General features: G+C 44.1%; 20 protein-coding genes. 13 read left to right on the top strand and 7 right to left on the bottom strand.

The window, feature by feature from the left end; all coding sequences use genetic code 11:
- Positions 1-35: 35 nt before the first annotated feature.
- On the bottom strand, positions 36-2192 hold the full coding sequence (locus tag AC5SLM_RS09800) for a heavy metal translocating P-type ATPase (protein ID WP_495250771.1): 2157 nt from the start codon (positions 2190-2192) through the stop codon (positions 36-38).
- 307 nt (positions 2193-2499) lie between these two features.
- Here AC5SLM_RS09800 and AC5SLM_RS09795 point away from each other — a divergent pair, with 307 nt between their 5' ends.
- The 11 genes from AC5SLM_RS09795 (at position 2500) to AC5SLM_RS09745 (ending at position 13321) form a co-directional block, all read left to right on the top strand.
- On the top strand, positions 2500-3624 hold the full coding sequence (locus AC5SLM_RS09795) for an acyl-CoA dehydrogenase family protein (RefSeq protein WP_495250770.1): 1125 nt from the start codon (positions 2500-2502) through the stop codon (positions 3622-3624).
- A 20-nt stretch (positions 3625-3644) separates the two neighbouring features.
- Positions 3645-4460, top strand: coding sequence for a phosphate/phosphite/phosphonate ABC transporter substrate-binding protein (locus tag AC5SLM_RS09790; RefSeq protein ID WP_495250769.1), 816 nt, complete (start codon positions 3645-3647; stop codon positions 4458-4460).
- Positions 4461-4470: 10 nt separating this feature from the next.
- Positions 4471-5643, top strand: coding sequence for a cobalamin-independent methionine synthase II family protein (locus AC5SLM_RS09785; protein ID WP_495250768.1), 1173 nt, complete (start codon positions 4471-4473; stop codon positions 5641-5643).
- The gene (locus AC5SLM_RS09780) at positions 5633-6112 is read left to right on the top strand and encodes an OsmC family protein (RefSeq protein ID WP_495250767.1); all 480 of its coding nucleotides are present in this window, start codon (positions 5633-5635) and stop codon (positions 6110-6112) included. The genes AC5SLM_RS09785 and AC5SLM_RS09780 overlap by 11 nt, the downstream gene beginning before the upstream one ends.
- Before the next feature lie 114 nt (positions 6113-6226).
- Complete coding sequence (locus AC5SLM_RS09775) at positions 6227-6931, top strand: inorganic diphosphatase (RefSeq protein WP_495250766.1); 705 nt, start codon at positions 6227-6229, stop codon at positions 6929-6931.
- Between the two features lie 223 nt (positions 6932-7154).
- A complete protein-coding gene (locus tag AC5SLM_RS09770; protein WP_495250765.1) occupies positions 7155-7721 on the top strand; it encodes a YceI family protein in 567 nt (188 codons plus the stop codon).
- Positions 7722-7929: 208 nt separating this feature from the next.
- Positions 7930-8541, top strand: coding sequence for a TetR/AcrR family transcriptional regulator (locus AC5SLM_RS09765; RefSeq protein WP_495250764.1), 612 nt, complete (start codon positions 7930-7932; stop codon positions 8539-8541).
- A gap of 121 nt (positions 8542-8662) precedes the next feature.
- A complete protein-coding gene (locus AC5SLM_RS09760) occupies positions 8663-9391 on the top strand; it encodes a hypothetical protein (RefSeq protein WP_495250763.1) in 729 nt (242 codons plus the stop codon).
- Between the two features lie 144 nt (positions 9392-9535).
- On the top strand, positions 9536-10099 hold the full coding sequence (locus AC5SLM_RS09755; protein ID WP_495250762.1) for a LutC/YkgG family protein: 564 nt from the start codon (positions 9536-9538) through the stop codon (positions 10097-10099).
- Positions 10096-12222 (top strand): L-lactate dehydrogenase (quinone) large subunit LdhH, encoded by a 2127-nt coding sequence (gene ldhH / locus AC5SLM_RS09750; protein WP_495250761.1) that lies wholly within the window; start codon positions 10096-10098, stop codon positions 12220-12222. Before AC5SLM_RS09755 ends, ldhH begins: the two co-directional genes overlap by 4 nt.
- A gap of 100 nt (positions 12223-12322) precedes the next feature.
- Positions 12323-13321, top strand: a complete 999-nt coding sequence (locus AC5SLM_RS09745; RefSeq protein WP_495250760.1) for a metal-dependent hydrolase — start codon at positions 12323-12325, stop codon at positions 13319-13321.
- Here the strand turns inward: AC5SLM_RS09745 and AC5SLM_RS09740 are convergent, their stop codons facing one another.
- Together AC5SLM_RS09740 and AC5SLM_RS09735 are read right to left on the bottom strand one after the other, a co-directional pair.
- Positions 13322-14653 carry a dihydrolipoyl dehydrogenase family protein gene (locus tag AC5SLM_RS09740; protein ID WP_495250759.1) on the bottom strand — a complete coding sequence of 444 codons (1332 nt, stop codon included), beginning with the start codon at positions 14651-14653 and terminating at the stop codon, positions 13322-13324.
- 141 nt (positions 14654-14794) lie between these two features.
- Positions 14795-15124 carry a DHCW motif cupin fold protein gene (locus AC5SLM_RS09735; RefSeq protein WP_495250758.1) on the bottom strand — a complete coding sequence of 110 codons (330 nt, stop codon included), beginning with the start codon at positions 15122-15124 and terminating at the stop codon, positions 14795-14797.
- A 100-nt stretch (positions 15125-15224) separates the two neighbouring features.
- On the opposite strand from AC5SLM_RS09735, the gene AC5SLM_RS09730 reads away from it, so the two are divergent.
- Together AC5SLM_RS09730 and AC5SLM_RS09725 are read left to right on the top strand one after the other, a co-directional pair.
- The gene (locus AC5SLM_RS09730; protein ID WP_495250864.1) at positions 15225-15449 is read left to right on the top strand and encodes a DUF6364 family protein; all 225 of its coding nucleotides are present in this window, start codon (positions 15225-15227) and stop codon (positions 15447-15449) included.
- Positions 15446-15868: a type II toxin-antitoxin system VapC family toxin gene (locus tag AC5SLM_RS09725; protein ID WP_495250757.1), complete on the top strand. Its 423-nt coding sequence runs from the start codon at positions 15446-15448 to the stop codon at positions 15866-15868. The genes AC5SLM_RS09730 and AC5SLM_RS09725 overlap by 4 nt, the downstream gene beginning before the upstream one ends.
- A 96-nt stretch (positions 15869-15964) precedes the next feature.
- On the opposite strand, the gene AC5SLM_RS09720 is transcribed toward AC5SLM_RS09725, so the two are convergent.
- The 4 genes from AC5SLM_RS09720 to AC5SLM_RS09705 form a co-directional block, all read right to left on the bottom strand.
- A complete protein-coding gene (locus AC5SLM_RS09720; protein ID WP_495250756.1) occupies positions 15965-16921 on the bottom strand; it encodes an ORF6N domain-containing protein in 957 nt (318 codons plus the stop codon).
- A 121-nt stretch (positions 16922-17042) separates the two neighbouring features.
- Positions 17043-17858: a KilA-N domain-containing protein gene (locus tag AC5SLM_RS09715; RefSeq protein ID WP_495250755.1), complete on the bottom strand. Its 816-nt coding sequence runs from the start codon at positions 17856-17858 to the stop codon at positions 17043-17045.
- A 245-nt stretch (positions 17859-18103) separates the two neighbouring features.
- Entirely contained in the window at positions 18104-19099 is a 996-nt protein-coding gene (locus AC5SLM_RS09710; RefSeq protein WP_495250754.1) for a DUF262 domain-containing protein, read from the bottom strand.
- Between the two features lie 2 nt (positions 19100-19101).
- Positions 19102-19701 (bottom strand): hypothetical protein, encoded by a 600-nt coding sequence (locus AC5SLM_RS09705; protein ID WP_495250753.1) that lies wholly within the window; start codon positions 19699-19701, stop codon positions 19102-19104.
- Between the last annotated feature and the right edge of the window lie 66 nt (positions 19702-19767).

Genomic DNA, 19767 nt, shown 5'->3' with positions numbered 1-19767 from the left:
AAGTAACACTGCTTGAAAAGGGCTTACATGTAAGGCTAACGCAAGGCAATCTTAGACGAGTTTGCCATAATCCCCACCGTGTGCCCAAGGTGAATCGCCCCTGCGGCCACAGGCGAGAGCAGTCCGACTGCTGCCAAACCAACGCCCACAAGATTCGTGCCCGTGCCAATCCAGTAGTTTTGATTGACCACGTTGAGACTTTTGAAGCTTAGGTCATACAACTTCACGATATCCGCAGGGTTGCTATCGGTGATGGCGATATTGGCTACCTCGATAGCCGCTTCGCTTCCGCCGCACGCAAAGGCGATAGCTACATCGGCCTTACTCATGGCCAAGGTGTCATTGACGCCATCGCCCACCATGACCACGTTGCCGTAGTTGGCTTTGAGTTCTTGGACGATGTCGGCTTTGTTTTGAGGCATCAAATCTGCGTACACCCCATCAAACCCGTACGCCTTAGCAAAGGTGTCCGCCACACTTGGCGCATCGCCTGTGAGGAGAATGAGGTGTTCTACCCCACGCGCCCTTAAGCCCTCAAGCATCTCTTTTGTGCCCTCGCGCACCTCGTGGGTAAAGGCCACAAACCCAAGGACTTCCTTGTCGCTTGCCACGTACACCACCGTCTCACCCGCTTCCAAATGTGCTTTAGCGTGGCTTTTTAGAGTTCTTAGCGAAAGCTTGTGGTGGGCAAAAAACTTTTCGTTGCCCACGTACACCCGCGAAGCATCATGAGAAGCTTTGACCCCAAGTCCGGGGAAAACATCGCAGTGCCAGTACGCCTCAGGAGCAACCCCGATGCTTTTAGCGTAACTAATAATAGCTTTGGCGATGGGGTGAGTGTTGCGGTACTCGGCAAGGGCGGCGTACTCAAACAAGGTCGCTTCATCCACCCCTTTGGCTAAATGCACCGCTGAAACAACGGGTTTGCCTGTGGTGAGTGTGCCTGTTTTGTCGAAGCAAAACACTTTGCTTTGGCTCACTTTTTCAAGATATTGCCCGCCTTTGATGAGGATGTTTTCCCTTGCACCCCGTGCAATGCCCGCGCTGATGGCCGTACTGGCCGCCAAAACCGTCGCGCACGGACACGACATGACAATCATCACCGAAAACGCCCGAAGCGCCGAGCCAGTGAGTAAAAACGTCCCCGCCGTTAGCACCGTCCCAAGGCGTAAAAGCCGCGACGCAAGCTTATCCGCAGCCACTTCACTGGGGGATTTTTGCGCTAGGGAAGCTTCCACTTTAGCTAAAATCCGCGCGATGTAAGTGTTTTGTCCCATGGCGTTGACGCGGATGCCGATGCGTCCTTTTTCCACCAACGTATTGGCAAACACTTCATCGCCCTCTTCCCGCACCGCTGGCTCACTGCGCCCATTGATGAGCGCTTCGTCCACTTCTGCCACACCAAAAACCACCACGCCATCCACGGGGATTTTCTCTCCGCTTCGCACCACGACCGTGTCGCCCTCGCGCACATCGCTTAGCGCCACTTCTAGCTCCAAGCCATCCACTAACACATAAGCATTTTTAACGTCTAGCTCCACCAGTTTGTGAATCTCTCGGCGTGAGCGTTCTGCTGTCCACTCTTCTAACAACATGCCCCCGCGCAAGATGTAGATGATCTCAAAGGCCGCCATCGCTTCGCCGCCAAAAATCGCCCCGAGCAAGGTCACAGACATAAAACTTTGAAGGCTAAAACGCCCTGCCTTAATGTCCCCATAGGCCTCTTTTAGCAAAGGTAAGGCCGCAAAAATGGACACCACTGCCACAAGAGAAAAGGGTGTCGCCACGATTATCACCCCAAAAACATGCTCCGCTACAAACCATCCCACCGCGCACACACTGAGCAAACCAAACTCCACCAGTCGACGCTTAAACGCCACGGGAGCGTGGTGACGCGCCGTACAAGCCGCACAACTAGACTCACACCTGCTGGCCAAATCTGTGTTTTGCGCCCCAGGAAGAGAAAGCATGTTGTCCATGCCTCCAAGGATGTTCAAAATCTGCTCAACCGTGCTATGTGCTTGGTCCACGTAAAGGATGAGCGAGGTGCACTTGGTGTTGACCCGGCAGGAAAGCACCCTGCCCTCAAGGGCATGCATGATTTCTTCCACGGAAGCCTCGTGGGCAAAAACAGCGGATTTTAAACGCAACCGAAAGGGAGTTTGACTTTTGATGTAAAGGGGTGCGGACATAGAAAAACCTCAGTTACAACCAAACCATTTTTTAAATGGTAATGATTATTAAAATATGCAATCATAGTTCAATCCCCCTTAGGAGGAGCTAAAAGGCTTACATGTAAAGGTGTTTGGGAGGCAACAAAACATTCAAAATAAGTAATTAAGACCAAAAAACACTCCTGTTTATCTTGATTATTTATTTCAATATGTTATACTCCTGCCCAAGTTAAAAAATAAACATTATCCCAAAAACATACCGCACGAACCCATGTTAGTAGGCAACAGGTTGTTGCTATACAAATTTCACTATATGGAGCCCCCTATGGATTTTTACAACCATGCAAAACAGTTTTCTCTCAAAGAGATTGCCCCAAAAGCCACACAGCTTGACGAAGACGCAGTTTTTCCCAAAGAGATTTTCGACAAAATAGGCAGTGAAGGTTACTTTTCACTTCTCGTTCCCGAAACATACGGTGGAAAAGGGAAAGGCTTAAGCGAGCATGCACAAGTGTGCATGGCATTAGCAGAAAGTTCTGCAACTGTTGGTTTATGCTACATGATGCACAACGTCGCATTAATGTGCATCAACAATCACGGTGACGAATCCCTAAAACAGAAGATTTTTAAAGACGTCGTAAAAAACAAAAAATTACTCGCACTCGCATACAGTGAACTGGGCACAGGAACACATTTTTACAAGCCCGAAATCTCAGCAGAATATACCTCCACTGGTGTCACTTTGAATGGGACTAAAAGCATGGTCACATCAGCAAATTATGCTTCATATTATTTGGTTTTATCACCAGCAAAAGAGGGGGAAAAACTAAACAACTGGGTCATTCCCCTTGAAACAAAAGGGCTTAAATTTTTATTTTCCCAATGGGATGGTCTTGGCATGCGCGCCAATGCTTCATGTCCAATGGAAATGACAGACCTCTTTTTAGACAATGGGTACAAGATAGGAGAAGACGGCAGTGGAATCGAACAAGTTTTCACAACGGTCGCTTCCTTTTTTCTCACAGGCTTAGCTTCAGTTTATAGCGGGCTTAGCGCTGATATTTACCAAGAAGCCCTCCACCATGCGACCACGCGAAAATATGCCCAAGACCTTTCATTGAGCCATATTGAAACAGTACAAATCCACCTGAGTCGCTTGTATACAAAAATGATTGCGGCGAGAACTCTGGCATTTGAAGCAGCAAGAAGTTACGACGACCAAGAAGCCGATGCTGTTTTGAAAATTATTGCGGCGAGAATTTTTGCTTCTGAAAACGTTATCGAAAGCGCCACGATTGCCATGCGCGTGGGTGGTGGAAAGAGCTATAATAAACAAACCTCCCTCGAGAGACTCTTGCGAGATTCTTTCGCTAGCCACATCATGGCTCCAAGTGTCGATGTTTTAAACATATGGTTAGGCAAAGCCGTTTCGGGTCAACAAATCCCTTAAGCACATAAGAAAGGTTCACAATGCATCACGAATCAATTAAAATCGGTGCGGTCATTTATGACCCAAAAGTTACGGTTATCTGGGATATTATTGCAGATTTTTTCCGTCAAAATCATCTTGATGTCGAATGCCTCTTTTATAAAGATTACCACACACAAGTGGATGCACTTTTAAACGCGCAAATCGATATTGCCTGGAATTCTCCGTTGGCATGGATTGACTCGGTGATTCGTTCAAACCACACATGCACCAAAAGTGCCATGCGCGATACCGACCAGGATCGCTCAAGTGTCTTTTTGACGCGGGCAAACACTGGCATTCAAACCGTTCAAGACCTCAAAAATAAAAAAATTGGCTTTGGCGCAATTGATTCTCCGCAAGCACGACTGATTCCCATTGGCCATTTAGCCAAACAGGGATTGCTTGCTGGCAAAGAGTATGAGGAAGTTGTTTTTAACATAGGATACGGACTGCACGGTGACCACGTCGGTGGTGAGCATGAGGCGCTTGAAGCACTTAAAAATGGTACGATTGACGCATCCGTTTGCGTGGATTTAAATTACGAAGCATGGAAAAAAGACGGCACAATTGACGAAACACAAATCGTTTGTTTTGAGAAAACTCCTCTATTTGACCATTGTATTTTTACAGTACGCAAAGGCTTTCCAAAAACGCGTTTGAAAGAATGGGAAGCGGTATTGTTCAAAATGGACTACACTAATCCAAAACACAAAGAGATGATGGACATGGAAGGACTCAAACAATGGGTCAAGGGAAGAACATCAGGGTTTGCTCAACTTCAAGAAGCCGTTGAACGTTTGAATTTTTTTGAATAGGCCTTAGAAGATGCAACAAACACTACCGTTGTTTCCCATTAGTCTTATTGGAAGCTGGCCAAGAGAAAATGAAATCCTAAAGTATCTTCATAAAAATAAAGAGGATTCTCAGTTTGAAACCTTAATAGCAAACCAAACACAAAAAATCGTTCAAAGTCAAGAAAAAAATGGTGTTGACATTCTTACAAGTGGTGAGTTATCACGGGATAATTACTGCTCCTTTGTTGCGCGCAAACTCTCAGGTGTTAAGCTAATGTCTATGGTTGAAATGCTCGACTTCATTGATGACAAAGAATCCTTTGAGGAAATACTGACAAAGCTTGACGTACCTGGTTTTAGCATCAAAAATGCCATTTGTGTCGACAAAGTATCTTACGGTGAAAGTTTGGTTGCAAAAGAGTTAGCGCTCCTGCAACGCTTCACACAAAAGCCCTTGAAAGTCACACTCCCAGGACCTTACCTTTTGACACGATCCATGTGGCTACCAGCCCTCTCGGCAAAGCATTATTCAACTAAAGAGGCTTTGGGTGATGACATCCTAAGGGTTCTTAAAAAAGAAGTGGACATATTGGTTGAAAACGGCGCATACATGATTCAACTTGACGAGCCCGTGTTGACCGAAGTTGTCTTTACGCACGGCAAACCTAGAAGCTTCATGTGTGCTGCGCTTTCGGAGAGAAAAGACCCTAGCCATGAGTTACGTTTTGCAACACGCTTGATTCAAGAACTTATTGATTATATAAACCAAAAAAAGGTTCGTTCGGCGTTACATGTATGCCGAGGCAATTGGAGTAGTGATGAGAGTACGTTATTAAGCGGTCCGTATACGCCCTTAGTTCCTGTTTTTGAAGCTTCCGGCGCAAACGTACTACACTTGGAATTTTCAACACCCCGTGCGGGCGAAATTGCTTCACTTTTTAAAAAAAGCTCTCTTGCAGACTCCATTATTTTAGGCTTAGGCGTGCTCAACCCTCGAACACCCAGAATCGAAACGCCTGAAGAAATCATTGCTAAAGTAGAAGAGGCTTTGCAGTACCTCCCTAAAGAAAAAATTTGGCTCAATCCAGATTGTGGTTTTGCAACATTTTCAAACCGACCGCTCAACACGCAAGCCATTATCGAAGCGAAGCTAAACGCTCTTTATCAAGCAGCCCTTTTCCTGAGAAGTGCACATGCTGCCTAACGCTCCTCTAGACGAACAAAATCACTTTCGCTCACTCTTTCGTATGTTCGTCACCCCCACCAATGAGGTTAAATTTTACACACGCAATCAAAGCCTTATCGTTGATGATATTGTCGCGTTTGACGCAAAGGCCACTTCTTTGTCTTGCGTGGAACTCCTCGTTGCCTCATTCATCAGCAGCTACCTTTTGACAATAAAAAAAGAAGCCAAAAAGGAGCGGCTTCTTCTGAGCGAAATGGAGGTGCGTCTAACATGCACCATGGAAAACCCTCTTGCACTTCTAGGTGTTATCGGTTACGAAGGTGAAGCGAGAATCGCAGCGCTTGAAGGAAAACTCTATATTTACTCGGAACATGATGAGGAAAAAGTAAAGGCACTTTGTCATCAAGCCTTATCAAAATCTCTCATTTATTCACTTCTAGCACCCCAAATGCACATCCGCATAGAGCCAGAAATCTTTCGGCTCTAAGGCCAACTATTCCTCCTCACACAAAACCCTTTGCACTCCATGGGTCTCTTTGCGGTAACCATTTGGCAATACACACCTGCTACCATTAACCAAAAAAATCTCAAAGGGTGTTAGATGAAATCAACGCTTCTTGTTTCTGTCTCGTTAGTTACAGCACTTGTTGCTGGGGGTGCCGCACATGCCAAAACCATCGGTGGGTTGGCGTTTTCTGATGCGACGCGCCATGCTTCCTCCATGACCCAAAAGGACGACTTTACCATCGTCGGGTCCAAAAATCTCATGGAAATGAAAGCTGTCAATAGTGATGGCACCATTAACGCAGTCATCGAGATTCCCTCGGGCACCTCCGCTAAGTGGGAAATGAGCAAGGATGACCCCAAGGCGGTGTATTGGGAATTTAAGAAAAACAAGCCTCGCGTGGTACATTATTTGGGGTATCCTGGCAACTACGGCGCAATTCCTGGCACTGCTTTACCAAAAGAACTAGGGGGCGATGGCGACCCACTGGACGTCCTTGTGCTAGGCCAAGCCTTGCCCCGTGGCGAAGTTGTCAGTGTGCGTCTCATTGGCGTGCTAAAGATGCTTGATGATGGTGAGCAAGATGATAAACTGATTGGGGTTTTAACCAAAGATTCTCCTTTTGCACACATCACAAGCATGCAACAACTTGACGCGGAGTTTGTGGGCGTGAGCCAGATTATCGATACTTGGTTTGCAAACTACAAGGGGCCAGATGGCGGCATGAAAGGGCTTGGTTTTGAAGATGCTGATGTTGCCATGAACGTTCTTAAAGCGGCGGCCGCTAACTACAAAAAGTAACTATTTCACCCGCTTTTTGCATAACTAAACACCTTTACATGTAAGGCTTTGTGTCTTACATGTAAAGGTTGCAAACCCCTGTGAAAAACCTATCTCACTCCTAAAAAATAAAGATTCTATTCTTGCGGCACATCCATGGTGTTTAGATTAGTGTAATTACTCTAATCTACTTTAAGCAACCTTTGCTATCATTTTAGAGCAATTACACTAAAAAGGATAAAAAATGAAAATGCCGTTCTTACTCAACACGTTCGCCGCACTTGCGCTAACTGCAAGCCTCGCATCGGCAGCTGTGTACACACTCGACCCCGTCCACTCAGAAGTGGGCTTTAAGGTCAAGCACATGATGATTAGCAATGTCCGTGGAAAATTTACTGACATTAAGGGCACTTTTGACCTTACCGATGGTAAATTTGCCACTCTAGAAGGCGTTGTCCAAGCACACACAATCACCACCGATGATGAGGACAGGGACAACCACTTGCGTTCTCCAGATTTTTTTGATGTAGACAAATACCCCACCATCACCTTTAAGTTCACCAAACAAGAGGGGGCTAACATCTACGGAGACCTTAGCATCAAAGGCGTCACAAAACCCGTTGTGCTCACTTCACAAGTAAGCGGTGAAGTCGTAGACCCTTGGGGAAACACCCGCATAGCCCTTGTTTTGGAAGGAAAAATCAACCGTAAAGATTTTGGCCTAACGTGGAATAAAATACTCGAAGCTGGCGGCGTGGCTGTCGATGAAACCGTACACCTTTTCATCGAAACACAAGGCATACGCCAATAAGGCACGGGGAGAAAACTCCCCACCCTCACGGGCGCAGCCGCCCCTGGGATTATCTACGACTATTATGGATTTGACCCGCGCGCTTACACGATACACAAGCACAAAAGGGGCGAAGGTTGTTTTTGACGCTTTCTTTATGGGCGCAAAAGTGAGTGCGTTTTTATGGGAATAACTGGCATTTTGCTACAATGCACGCGGAGAAACACACATGAAAACAAAAGAACGTATCTTAGAAACTGCCTTAGCGCTGTTTAACACGTCAAACACCCAAGCAGCAACCACTAATCACATTGCCGCAGCCCTAGGCATGAGCCCTGGCAATTTGCATTACCACTACAAAAACCGCGAAGAGATTATCTTTGCGCTGTATGAGCAGATGCATCAAAAGCTCTTTCCTGAGCCATCTTTTACTCCTCAAACACTCCAAGCCCTCACCGAGCAACACCAACGATTTGCCCTCATCGCGTGGGAATACCGCTTTTTTTACAGGGAGTTGCTTTTTTTACTCTCGCGAGATGAGCGACTTAAAGAGCGGTTTAAAACAGACAACCTTGCCTACAAACACCGCATCCAAACCATGCTCCGTACCTTTCACGACGCAGGCTGGATGCACCTACCCCTTGAAAATATGATTCACCACCTCAGCGACACCATCTTGCTATTTTTGCAATTTTGGCATCCTTTTTTAGAAAGCATGGGCGAGAACATGGACGAATACGCCATCAAAGGAGGCGTCAGACACATCGAAGGAAGCCTGCGCTCTTTCCTCACACCCGAAGGCTTACGCATCCTCGCAAGCATCGAAAGCATCGAAAGCTAGCACGAACAACACAAAAAAAAACCTTTACATGTAAGGGTTACAAATCCTGCACGCGTTTTACTACTGTCTTGTTTTGGTGGAATATTTTTTGCTTGAATTTCATATTATCAAGGAGGCAACAATGTACGTACATGAAAGCGGTGTGGGTTATTGGCTCTATATTCAAAACGATAAATACGCCTATGAAGTACTCGAAGACCGCAAAGAGGAAGCTTCTGGCACTGTTTCAAACAAGCCCTACGATTCGAGCTTGAACGAATATCTTAATAAAATCATTGCCAGCATTCCAGAACTTAAAGAATATAAAGAAAATGGCGGAGGCATAGGTGTTGTTATTTTGCCCGAGAGTGCTTCCCCAACGCTCAAAAATGCCGTGAGCCAAACCACCAATAAAATGCTAGACGAAGGGACGGATGAGGACATTCTCAAAGGCGTTTTAGGCATCGTTAAATACCATTACTCAGGAGAGGTTGAATACGGCAATGGTACAGCGACAAGCAAAAACACTACCTTTACCTATGACCTTGATTCGGTTAACAATGTTTTGGACAAATTCAAAGAGATTTATGCCTCAAATGGCGCATTTTCAGCAGGTCTTGGTGTATTTTCGCAGTATTTGAATGAAATCTATGACATCTTGCAAAAAGAGGCCAATCCGGAAAATGAGATGGAAACAACCGCCGACGAAGAGGCAAAAAATGATCTCGTCGACACCTTAATCCAAGAGATAGAAAAAAGCGAAGACGACACAACTCCGGGCCCCAAACAACTCAACAAAGCACTCTATGGAAAATACATCAAAGCACTTCAATCCCACCTCACAAGCGGTTTATTGCAGCAGCACGTTTAACAAAAAATATCCCTATTTTTAACCCTCCGTTTAAAAAATTTAACTTTCCACAACAGTAATTCATCATCTCTTTTTCATGCTAAAATAATAAAATATAATTAGAATATTTAGATAAAAGTAGCTTAAGAAAAAAGGAGATTACGTATGTTTGAATTATTTAAAACACGCGCTGAGGCCTCTGGAAATACCGAGGTAAAACGCTTTGGCACCACGACAGAAGCGCTTGGTTTTATTGAGGATTTTTTAAAAGAAGAAAACATTCAAGATGTGTCTGGTTCTTATGCAGTGTGGGCGGATGGGCCATTGCTTGAACAAGTCGATAAAAAAGCCATGGTTCAAAAGTTTCCAGGTCTTAGCTTTGATGTCACCGCCCAAAATGCCAAGGGTGCAAGGGTGGGCATCTCTCAACTTAAAATGGGAATCGCAGAAACAGGGGGTATGGCCCAAGACTCCGAAGATGTCACCCAGCGCCTTGCCTCTGCGTTGTGCTGGATACATGTAGCCATCCTTCCTACGACAAAAATCTTTCCCGATTTGGGTGATTTTTTTAAACGTATGCACCCAAGGGAGTACAAATTCATGACGCTCATCACGGGGGCTAGTAAAACAGCGGACATCGAGCGCGTACTTGCCGTGGGTGTGCATGGGCCAGAGAGGCTTGTGATTCTTTGCGTGGATGATTTAGAAGTAGAAGGAGTACAACAATGAAACCCCAAATGCCAAAAAATATCAACGAAGCCCTCCAAAGCAAGAGCCTCGCAGGCATCCTTGACCGATGGGATTACCCCGCCACCCGCGCCAAAGCCTTTGAAGGCATCGACTTTCAAGCCCTTCGCCGAAAAATCGCTACCGTAAAAGGCGGAGTTGCAAGCAATTTCAATGAAGTTGTAGAAACCTTCACCAAAAACGCACAGGCCAATGGCATCAAAGTCTTTCGCGCCAATAGCCCCAAAGAAGCCAAGGATTACATCGCCAATTTGTGCAAAGAAAAAGGTGTCAAAAAAATCGTCAAATCCAAATCCATGGCCACCGAAGAGATTCACCTTAACCACCACCTAGACCAGTTTGGCATCGAGTCCAACGAGACGGACCTAGGAGAGTGGATTTGCCAACTTGCGCACCACACCCCCTCACACATGGTGCTACCTGCCATCCACCTTAGCAAAGAAGAGATTTCAGACCTTTTTTCAGAAGAGACCCAAAAACCCCTCGATAATGACATCCAAAAGCTCGTCAAGGTAGCACGCGAACAGATTCGTGAAAGATTTTTTGAGGCGGATTTGGGGATCTCAGGAGGAAACATCGCCATTGCGGACACAGGTACCATTGTCATCACCGAAAACGAGGGCAACGGGCGACTAGCCACCACACTCCCTAACGTCCATTTGGCACTTGTGGGCATCGAAAAACTTGTCCCAACCTTTGAAGATGCAGAACATATCTTAAAAGCCCTGCCTCGTAGCGCCACAGGCCAGCTCTCAACCACGTACAACTCTTTTATCTCAGCCCCAACCCGCAATCCCGATGGCTCCATGAAAGAAGTGCATGTGGTCTTGCTTGATAATAACCGCACCAAGATGGCCGCGGACCCCAAGTTTAAAGAAGCGCTTCAGTGCATCCGTTGTGCGGCCTGTTTGAACGTATGTCCGGTGTTTCGCCTTGTCTCAGGACACGTTTTTGGCGACATCTACACGGGTGGGATTGGGACAATCTTGACCGCATGGTTTACCGAACTTAAATCCGCAGAAAAGATTCAAGGGCTGTGCATCGGCTGTGGAAAATGTACGGAGATTTGCCCTGCTAACATTGACATCGCGGGGTTGATTTTGGAAATCCGCCACCGAGTCGCCAAAAAAGAAGGATTGCCCTTTATCTACAAAGGCGCCTTGCAAGTCATCAACAACCGCAAGCTGTTTCACTCCTTGCTTCGCGCGGGTTCCATCGCCCAAAAACCCTTTGTCAAAGACGGATTTATTCGCCATTTGCCTTTCTTTTTATCTGGGTTTACCGAGCACCGCAGTTTGCCTACCGTTGCCCCTGTAGCGTTTCGTGACCTTTTTAAAACCATCAAACAACCCAAGGGCGAAACCAAAGCGGCATTTTTTGCAGGATGCGCTCTGGATTTCGTGTACCCAGAAACTGGCAAAAACATCATCAAAGTCTTAAATAAAGGTGGAGTTGAAGTCGTCTTCCCTGAGGAGCAATCGTGCTGTGGCATCCCCCACTGGGGAAGCGGCTCCTTTGACATGGCCGCCCAATCAGCGGCCCACAACTTAAAAACGTTGCTAGAAGACGACCCTGATTATGTGGTCATCGGGTGTGCCAGTTGTGCGACGGCACTCAAAAAAGAGTGGGCGGAGATTTTAAAAGAGCAAGGCATGGAAGAACTCATCCCCCAAGCCAACAAGGTGGCCCAAAAAGCCTACATGTTTACAGAACTTGTCAACAAACTTGTGGAGGAGAAAAAACTCACCCCAAAAGAAGGCATCGCCATCCACACACTCACATACCATGATTCTTGTCACGCCAAGCGTCACTGCGGGCTTTCAACAGAACCCAGAGCGGCGTTGAGTGCGGCGGGGTATGCGATTACGGATATGAAAGAGTGTGACGTGTGCTGTGGCATGGGTGGGGCTTACACTATCAAGCAGTCCGATGTCTCCATGCAAATGCTCAAACGAAAACTTGAAAACATCAACAACACAGGCGCGGAATTTGTCAGCGCGGAGTGTCCAGGCTGTCTCATCCAACTTGGCGGCGGGCTTGACAAAGCAGGCTCCACCATCAAGGCGATGCACCCTGCTGATTTGATGGTCGATAAGTTTCAATAATCCTCCTTCACGCCAACCCTCAAGCTCCCGCTACCGAGGGTTGGTTTAACTGTTAATACTATTTTGCTACTCTCCTTTAAAAACCAATGTCAGGAACCCCATGGACTCACTCACACAAGCCGCCCTTGGCGCGTCTGTTGCTTACGCCTTTTGGCACAAACCTTTGGGACCAAAGGCGCTACTTTTAGGGGCGGCACTAGGAACATTGCCAGACTTAGACATCTTGGCGCACCCTTTTTTAGACGGGGTTGAGCAGCTATACTGGCACCGTGGAGAGTCTCATTCTATTTGGTTTATCTTCTTCGGTGCTTTACTGTTTGCCTTCTTTCTCCACCGATGGCGCTGGCAGGAAAGAATGCCCTTTAGACAAGTGTTTTGGGGCGTGTTTGCCGTCTTTGGCACCCATGTGCTTATCGATTACTTCACCATTTATGGCACACAACTCTTGGCACCATTTTCGCGCTACGGGTTTGCCCATGGGAATCTTTTCATCATCGATCCACTCTACACCCTACCGTTGCTTTTTGGCATCGGGTTTGCTGTTTTTTTAAAAAGCCCAAAAGCCAATCACTTAGGGCTTTACATCAGCTCTTTTTATGTGCTTTTTTCCTTGGTTGCCCACGGTTATGCCCACCATGTCTTTACCCAAGATTTGAAAGAAAAAGGTGTACATGTAAACCGCTCAACCACCATGGCAACGCCTTTTAACACCCTTTTGTGGAGGCATTTAGCCCAAACGCCTGAGGGTTTAAAGGTGGGCTATTATTCGCTTTTAGCCCCGCGTGCCATCACGTATGAGCTTATCCCCCAACACAAAGAACTCCTAGAGCCTTACCAAAACTGGGACAATGTCAAAACCATAGCGTGGTTTTCTAAAGGGTTTTGGGTGGCCCAAAAACAAGACGAGGGCATTCGCCTAAGCGACGCGCGCTTTGGGGAAATCAGAAGCAGTATTGACGCCCCACCGCACACGTGGGGTTATCTTTTCTCATGGCACATCACGGACGACCAAAGGCAAATGCAACGCGCCCCAAGAGCGAAACAAAACCTCAAAGAAGCCTTACATGTACTCTACCAAAGGCTCACAGGAGCGCCCTAGTTAAAGCATGTTTTTCAAGTCAGACGAAGCCGTCGGGTACGCTAAGGCCATTTGCTTAAACGTCGCAATGGGCATCTTTGTTTTTAGCAACATGGCACACAGGTTAATCACTTCTGGGCTGTTGTACCGCAAAAGCGTTGCACCCAAAAGTGTACCCTCTTTAGAGAGCACCATCTTGTATGCTCCGTGGGTTTCGCCGATGCGCTTTGAGGAGGGCCAACTGGCCGTTTCGCCCTCTTTGATAGCGTAATCCAGCCCCTTCTCCCTCGCCTCTTCTTCTGTGATGCCCACGGCCGCTAAGGGCGGGTGGGTGAACATCGCATGTGCCACCAACGCACCATCCCACGTGCGGTGATTGCCTTTGAGGATGTTTTCTCCTGCTATTTTGCCTTGTTCATCCGCAACCGTGGCAAGCTGGTAGGGCGTGTCGGTGCAATCCCCAATGGCGTACACGTGCGGGTTGCTCACGCTTTGCATGTGGGCGTTAACCGCAATGCCTTTGGCACTAGCTTGCACGTTGCCCGCATCACCCTCTAGCACCGAGAGATTGGGCATGCGCCCGATGGTTTCAAACACCGCATCGGCCTTTACATGTAAGCCTTCTTCTGTGATGAGCGTGTACGTGGTGCCTTGCTTAGTTACTTCCATGATAGGCGCGTTGGTAATGACGCGAATGCCTGCTTCTTTGGTCGCACTCAAAAAGCGCGCCACCATGCTCTCATCGAACCCTTTAAGGGGTTGGTTGGAACGGTGCACAACCGTGACTTCACTGCCCAAACTCGCCGCTACATAGGCAAACTCAAAGGCAATCACACCTGCCCCGATAAAGGCAATGCGTTTGGGGAGGCTAGGCATTTCTAAAAAATCATCACTTGTGCGTAAATGTTCGCTCCCCTTGATGGCGTTGCGCCTTGGGAGGGAGCCCGTTGCTAGCACGATGTGTTTTGCGCTCAGGGTTTTTTGCCCTACGCGAAGCGCATCAGGGGCGCAAAAGGTGGCGATGCCTTCAATGAAGCGCGCTTTAGACTGGAGCGTTTTGCGGGTTCTGTGGGGAACGGACGCGGTAAATGCGTTTTTAAGGGATTGGAGCGCCGCCCAAGAGCTTTTTGGCATGGCTTCAAAGCCGTCTCCAAGCAAATCTTTGATGGCATTGCGGGCTTCTTGGTGTGCCACGAGGTACTTTTTAGGCTGGCACCCCTTAAGTGCACAAACACCGCCAAGAGGTTCAGGGGCGACTACTGCCACTTTTTGATGGGACGCTAAGGCTTCAAGGGCATAATAAGCAGAAGTCCCGCTCCCCACGATGATGGTGTCAAAGTGTTCTGTTTTCATGGTGCACTCCTTGGTGTTGTCTGTTCTTTGTTTTGCATTAAGATGACTAAGGCATATCATACCGAACAATAGAACACAAAAACCCGCCCATAAAAAAATTATTGCCACACAGCAAGCGCGCCTTCAATAAAGCGTAAAAAACTAATCCACAATAAAAAGCTTCGCGCCACAAGGCGTGAAGGAGCGGTGCGCCATGGTGTTATCGGCGACTTCGTAGCTCATCCCTGCTTTTAAAAGATGCACTTCACCGTTTTCAAGTTCCGTGTAAAGTTCGCCCTCTAAACACAATAAAATGTGCCCTTTTTGGCACCAGTGGTCGGCCTTGTACCCTGCGGAGTACTCCACCATCCGCACGCGAATCGCGCCGCATTGTTTGGTGCGCCAAAGGGCAACGCCACTTTCGCCTCGATGTTCGCTTGGCGTGATGCTACTCCACTCAGTTGCACCAAAAGGGATATGGGTCATTTGCATTGGTTTTCCTTTGCATGTAAGGGTTTTTTGGAAAAAGAGCATACAAGTTCTAATAATGAGAAACTCTACATGATGTTTGCTGAAAACCCTATACTAAAAAATCACCCTTTATGCCGACCAAAACCTTATCGATGGCATCAAATCCTACGCGAAAAAACACAACACTTCTGTCTCAAAATTGGTGATGCACTTTTTTGAATCCACGCTAAAACATGAAAATCCCAACAAAACAATACCCTCTAAAACATCAAAACTTCAGGGCATCCTTAAAGGGAAAATCTCGGAAGAAGAATATGCTACCTACCTTGAAAAGAAGCACGCATGAGGGTTTTACTTGACACTAACGTTGTGTTAGATTTGCTCATGGAGCGCGAGCCTTTTAGTCAACTGGCACAAAAGATTTTTCTCAAAATAGAATCAAAAGAAATAGAAGGCTTTTTATGCCCAACTTCCGTGACGACGCTTTATTACCTTTTGCACAAGCATCTTGGCAAAAAAGAGTGCAATGAAGCGATTCAAACGCTACTTGAGTTGTTTGAAATTGCAACGTTGAACAAAAACATTTTGCAAGAAAGCGTAAAAAACGTAGGCAGCGACTTTGAAGACAGCGTCATCTACACGAGCGCTTCCCATGCGCACATCGACATCATCATCACCCGAGACCTTAGCGGATTTAAAAACTCCCCCATCAACGTGATGCAACCCCATGAGTTTTTGATTGATGCGGAAAGCATTAAAAGCTAAAGCTTCTTTTTCATTGAACTTCAAAAAAGCATCGAGTTTGGTTTTGCCATTTTCACCCTTGTAGAGTAAAAATTGAGTTGGTAGCTGTTTATCCATTTATCTTAACCTCCCCACAACTTCTAAAGCTTCCATCTCAAACCTAGAAAATGCAAACCACTTTTTACCCAAATCTTTGAGACTCGCTCCTATGTGATAAATCTCTGTACCATCAAGTATCAAAAATCTATCATGAGCTTTTTTAAACTCTTGAAGTTCTATATTTTTATATTGGGCTTTGTATTTTTGGTGGTCTAAATTGAGCTGTTTTGAAATGGTTGCCGTATAGATTTTAAACTTGATGTTTGGATATTTGCTAAAAAGTGTAAAAACTGTATCGTCGATATAGTTATCTATCAGTACCACTTCCTTTTTTGCACTCTTTAGCAAATCGTTTACAAAGGCATACGCATCATATATTTGCCCATCGTAAAAGATTCCCTCACTTGGTTTTTTAGTTTTATCTTCTAGTGCATTTAAAATAACATCTATTTTCTCATCTGTGCGAAACTGTTTTTGCTCCAACAAATCCAACCTTTGAAAAACAAGGGCATTATTGGAGATAAACTTTCTCATATTTACAAAAGCTTCAATGATTTGGATACTTACTTTGATAGCAATCTCACTTCGCAAAACTGCTGAGAGCATAGAGACACCTTGCTCTGTAAATACATAAGGTAAATATTTTCTATGTTTTCCACGACTATTTTCTAAGGTCGCATTTTGCGACCTTAAAGACTCTTCGTTTTCTAAGGTGCCAAATTGGAACCTTAAAGACTCTTTTGAACTTGAGGTCGCAATTTGCGACCTCAAGTTTTCATACTCCACTTCTGTAAGCTGAAAACGAAAACTTTGCGGGAATCTCTCACTATTTCTATTTACTGCCCGATTTAAGTTTTTTGTTTCCACCTGATAAAGTTCAGCCAAATCACTATCAAGCATCACTTGAAGTCCACGGATAGTGTGGATTTTGTCTTGTAGGTTTTGATTGTCTATTGTTTGTAGTTCATTTTCCATTTCAACACACTCCTTTTTGCTGCTGGGGCTTGGCGCTTTCACACTGTGCTATCTTTGCCGAGTTGCGAAACGGAAGCTTTAGTTCTTGCGATGACGTGGATGATTGGGCTGGGTGTTTTTGTCATTTGGGGTTGCTTATTGTTTTAATATTTTCACTGCTTAATATTCTCATCTGTTCTATTGCTATTTTATTGAGCCTTCGAAGCCTCTCTTTTTGTGATAACCCTTCACTGATAAAGTGCGCATTGAGAGATTCCATATTTGCCAAACATACAAGTTGATTGACATTAGCCTCATCACGGATATTTCCTTTTTTGTCTTTGCTTAGATCCCTCCACTCTTTTGCACTCATGCCAAAGAGTGCTACATTTAAGATGTCAGCTTCGCTCGCATAGACAAAATTTATCTGACTAGGTGTAAGCTCTTTTGGGATGAGATTTTCTTTGATAGCATCGGTATGGATTTTGTAGTTTAGCTTTGTGAGATTTCGGCGAATATCCCAACCAAGTTGTTTTAGCTCTTCACTTTTAAGTCTTTGAAACTCTTTGATAAGATAAAGTTTAAACTCAACAGAGACCCAAGAAGCAAACTCAAAAGCGATGTCTTTATGAGCGTATGTACCGCCGTATCGCCCTGACTTTGCCACCATCCCTATGGCATTTGTTCCACTTATCCACTTTGTAGGACTCATCGTAAAGCTATTGAGACCTGCATCTTTTTTAAACCCGTCGAATTCGACGGGTTTAAAATCTGGATTGTAAAGCTGTTCCCAAATACCTAAAAACTCTATGGTATTACGATTGCGAAGCCAATTCTTTATAATGTCATTAGCAAGAGCATCGTCCTTGTATTTTGCTATATCGGTTATGCAAATATAATCTTCATCTTCTATTTTTAGAGTTGTTATCTCATTATTCAGTACTGTTATTTTTGCCATGGTTTACCTTTTTGGCCACCATCCTACAATGAATCGCTCAACTACTTTGAAAAAATTTCAATTTGAAATACTTCACAACGCAACATTTACACGCCAAATCTTCTTGCCGAGTTTCCCTAAAAAATGATTTACATGTAAGGGTATTCACGACTCATTTGCTTGGCTTGATGCTAGCTCTTCACTTCCTTTTTTTGGTAGTAATCATAAACAAAAAATCTGCCAAGTTTGAGTTACATCACCATTTTTTACATTGCGTTATTATAAAAAATATTCTTTTTAAATATTTCTGACCTTGTAACTCTTGATTTGCGACTATTTGTCCCTGCATACATGTAGCCATAATAAACTCCAAATTCATTCTCTTTGTTTGTTTTGTTTTGCATAATAGATTGCTCTAAAGCCAAAAGCTTTTGCTTAAAATTATCTGGAATTTTTTCTGTCATGCAAATTTCAATGACCAAAGTAAAAAAGTTTGATTTTCTATACCAAATCGAATCCAATTCTAAATCTAATTTTGCAATAATTGAAAACGCCTTAAGAATTTTTGATTTAATATTATGATAATTAGGATATTCTTCATTAAACTCTGCAATGCACTTTTCAAGCTCACTATCTCGATTGTAATAGCCTTTTTCAATTGTTGACATTACTTGTAAAAAGAAATGCACATCAGCCATACGCGTAAACTCAGATTCGTAGAATACTCCAAAATTTGCTAATTCAATTTCTTCTGAAAGTTCTTTTGCTGTTTGAATAAATTTACCATCATATATTGCATTATGTATTTCTATGTCTTCTAATTTAAACTTTGTGAGGTTAATTCTTCTAAATATTTCTCTAACTAGTGACTCATCAACTTTACCAATATCTCTAACAACAATTTGATAAGCTAAAAAATCTTCTTGTTCTTCTTCTGTCAAACTTTCATACGGCGGAACGATTTTCAAAGGTTTTTCAAATGTCCCATCAAGATAATTTTTAATAGTTGTTAATCTTTGTTGACCATCAATTACTTTTTGTGTTGTTCGAAGTTTTTTAGTATCAGTTTCTCCCTGACAGACGTATATTTCAGGGAAAGGATATCCTTTTAATATTGTGTCTAAAAATTGCTCTTGATGTTCTTGTGTCCAAACAAATTTTCTTTGAAAATCAGGAGACAAATTTAATTGATTATTAGCTATCTTCTCAAATATGTCTGCTATAGTTGGATTTGTTACAGAAGGTCTAATTTGGTGTGACATACTTATCTTCCTTTTCGTTTTATATTTTTGAATCCATCAATAATATAGTCTTCTAAATGTTCATATGATTGAAAAACTCCAGCTGAAACCTTGTAATTACCCACTTCTGATTTCCCATTAGAAAGAGAGTCAAAAAATGCAAACCAATCATCTTTGATTGATTTCATTTGAAATGAAATGGGTAATTTATCTGGTCTTATCCATCCAAGAGCCACATATTCTAAAAATTTATGATACATCTTTAATTCATTTTCAGTAACTGTGGTTCTAGAATTACGAAAATTTATTTGATATTGTGATATTCTTTTCATTAGTTTTTTAAATAATTGGGGTGAAATAATTGCAATATCTATATCTGAATCATAGTCAAAATCTTTGTTTTTAAAAGGGCTAAAACCCAATTTTGCAGAACCTATGATATAAACTTCATGAAAAGAAATATCAAATTTTAAAGCAATTTTTTTTCTAAATTCATAAAATTCATCTTCTCTACCATTAAAAACATAAGGGATTCCATGCAAAACAACTTTTCTACAAAAATCATAAAATTCATCTTCATTAGCCAAAGACTTTAATTGTAGAACAAAAGCTTCCAGAACCATAAACTCTCCATTAAAAAATATATACAGGGTTATTTTTTTAAGTTTTAATTAATATCATACTTTTGG

It is taken from the genome of Sulfurospirillum sp. HTRB-L1 (assembly GCF_059415125.1).
The sequence above is the reverse complement of the archived record's forward strand: the minus strand, read 5'-3'. Positions and strand labels throughout refer to the sequence as shown.

What these genes read in the sequence shown, in the direction of transcription:
- AC5SLM_RS09710 (WP_495250754.1), bottom strand. Translation starts at nt 19,099, where the DNA reads ATGTCACACCAAATTAGACCTTCTGTAACAAATCCAACTATAGCAGAC.
- AC5SLM_RS09740 (WP_495250759.1), bottom strand. Translation starts at nt 14,653, where the DNA reads ATGAAAACAGAACACTTTGACACCATCATCGTGGGGAGCGGGACTTCT.
- AC5SLM_RS09725 (WP_495250757.1), top strand. Translation starts at nt 15,446, where the DNA reads ATGAGGGTTTTACTTGACACTAACGTTGTGTTAGATTTGCTCATGGAG.
- AC5SLM_RS09735 (WP_495250758.1), bottom strand. Translation starts at nt 15,124, where the DNA reads ATGCAAATGACCCATATCCCTTTTGGTGCAACTGAGTGGAGTAGCATC.
- AC5SLM_RS09765 (WP_495250764.1), top strand. Translation starts at nt 7,930, where the DNA reads ATGAAAACAAAAGAACGTATCTTAGAAACTGCCTTAGCGCTGTTTAAC.
- AC5SLM_RS09705 (WP_495250753.1), bottom strand. Translation starts at nt 19,701, where the DNA reads ATGGTTCTGGAAGCTTTTGTTCTACAATTAAAGTCTTTGGCTAATGAA.
- AC5SLM_RS09785 (WP_495250768.1), top strand. Translation starts at nt 4,471, where the DNA reads ATGCAACAAACACTACCGTTGTTTCCCATTAGTCTTATTGGAAGCTGG.
- ldhH (WP_495250761.1), top strand. Translation starts at nt 10,096, where the DNA reads ATGAAACCCCAAATGCCAAAAAATATCAACGAAGCCCTCCAAAGCAAG.
- AC5SLM_RS09790 (WP_495250769.1), top strand. Translation starts at nt 3,645, where the DNA reads ATGCATCACGAATCAATTAAAATCGGTGCGGTCATTTATGACCCAAAA.
- AC5SLM_RS09800 (WP_495250771.1), bottom strand. Translation starts at nt 2,192, where the DNA reads ATGTCCGCACCCCTTTACATCAAAAGTCAAACTCCCTTTCGGTTGCGT.
- AC5SLM_RS09715 (WP_495250755.1), bottom strand. Translation starts at nt 17,858, where the DNA reads ATGGCAAAAATAACAGTACTGAATAATGAGATAACAACTCTAAAAATA.
- AC5SLM_RS09720 (WP_495250756.1), bottom strand. Translation starts at nt 16,921, where the DNA reads ATGGAAAATGAACTACAAACAATAGACAATCAAAACCTACAAGACAAA.
- AC5SLM_RS09775 (WP_495250766.1), top strand. Translation starts at nt 6,227, where the DNA reads ATGAAATCAACGCTTCTTGTTTCTGTCTCGTTAGTTACAGCACTTGTT.
- AC5SLM_RS09760 (WP_495250763.1), top strand. Translation starts at nt 8,663, where the DNA reads ATGTACGTACATGAAAGCGGTGTGGGTTATTGGCTCTATATTCAAAAC.
- AC5SLM_RS09780 (WP_495250767.1), top strand. Translation starts at nt 5,633, where the DNA reads ATGCTGCCTAACGCTCCTCTAGACGAACAAAATCACTTTCGCTCACTC.
- AC5SLM_RS09745 (WP_495250760.1), top strand. Translation starts at nt 12,323, where the DNA reads ATGGACTCACTCACACAAGCCGCCCTTGGCGCGTCTGTTGCTTACGCC.
- AC5SLM_RS09795 (WP_495250770.1), top strand. Translation starts at nt 2,500, where the DNA reads ATGGATTTTTACAACCATGCAAAACAGTTTTCTCTCAAAGAGATTGCC.
- AC5SLM_RS09770 (WP_495250765.1), top strand. Translation starts at nt 7,155, where the DNA reads ATGAAAATGCCGTTCTTACTCAACACGTTCGCCGCACTTGCGCTAACT.
- AC5SLM_RS09755 (WP_495250762.1), top strand. Translation starts at nt 9,536, where the DNA reads ATGTTTGAATTATTTAAAACACGCGCTGAGGCCTCTGGAAATACCGAG.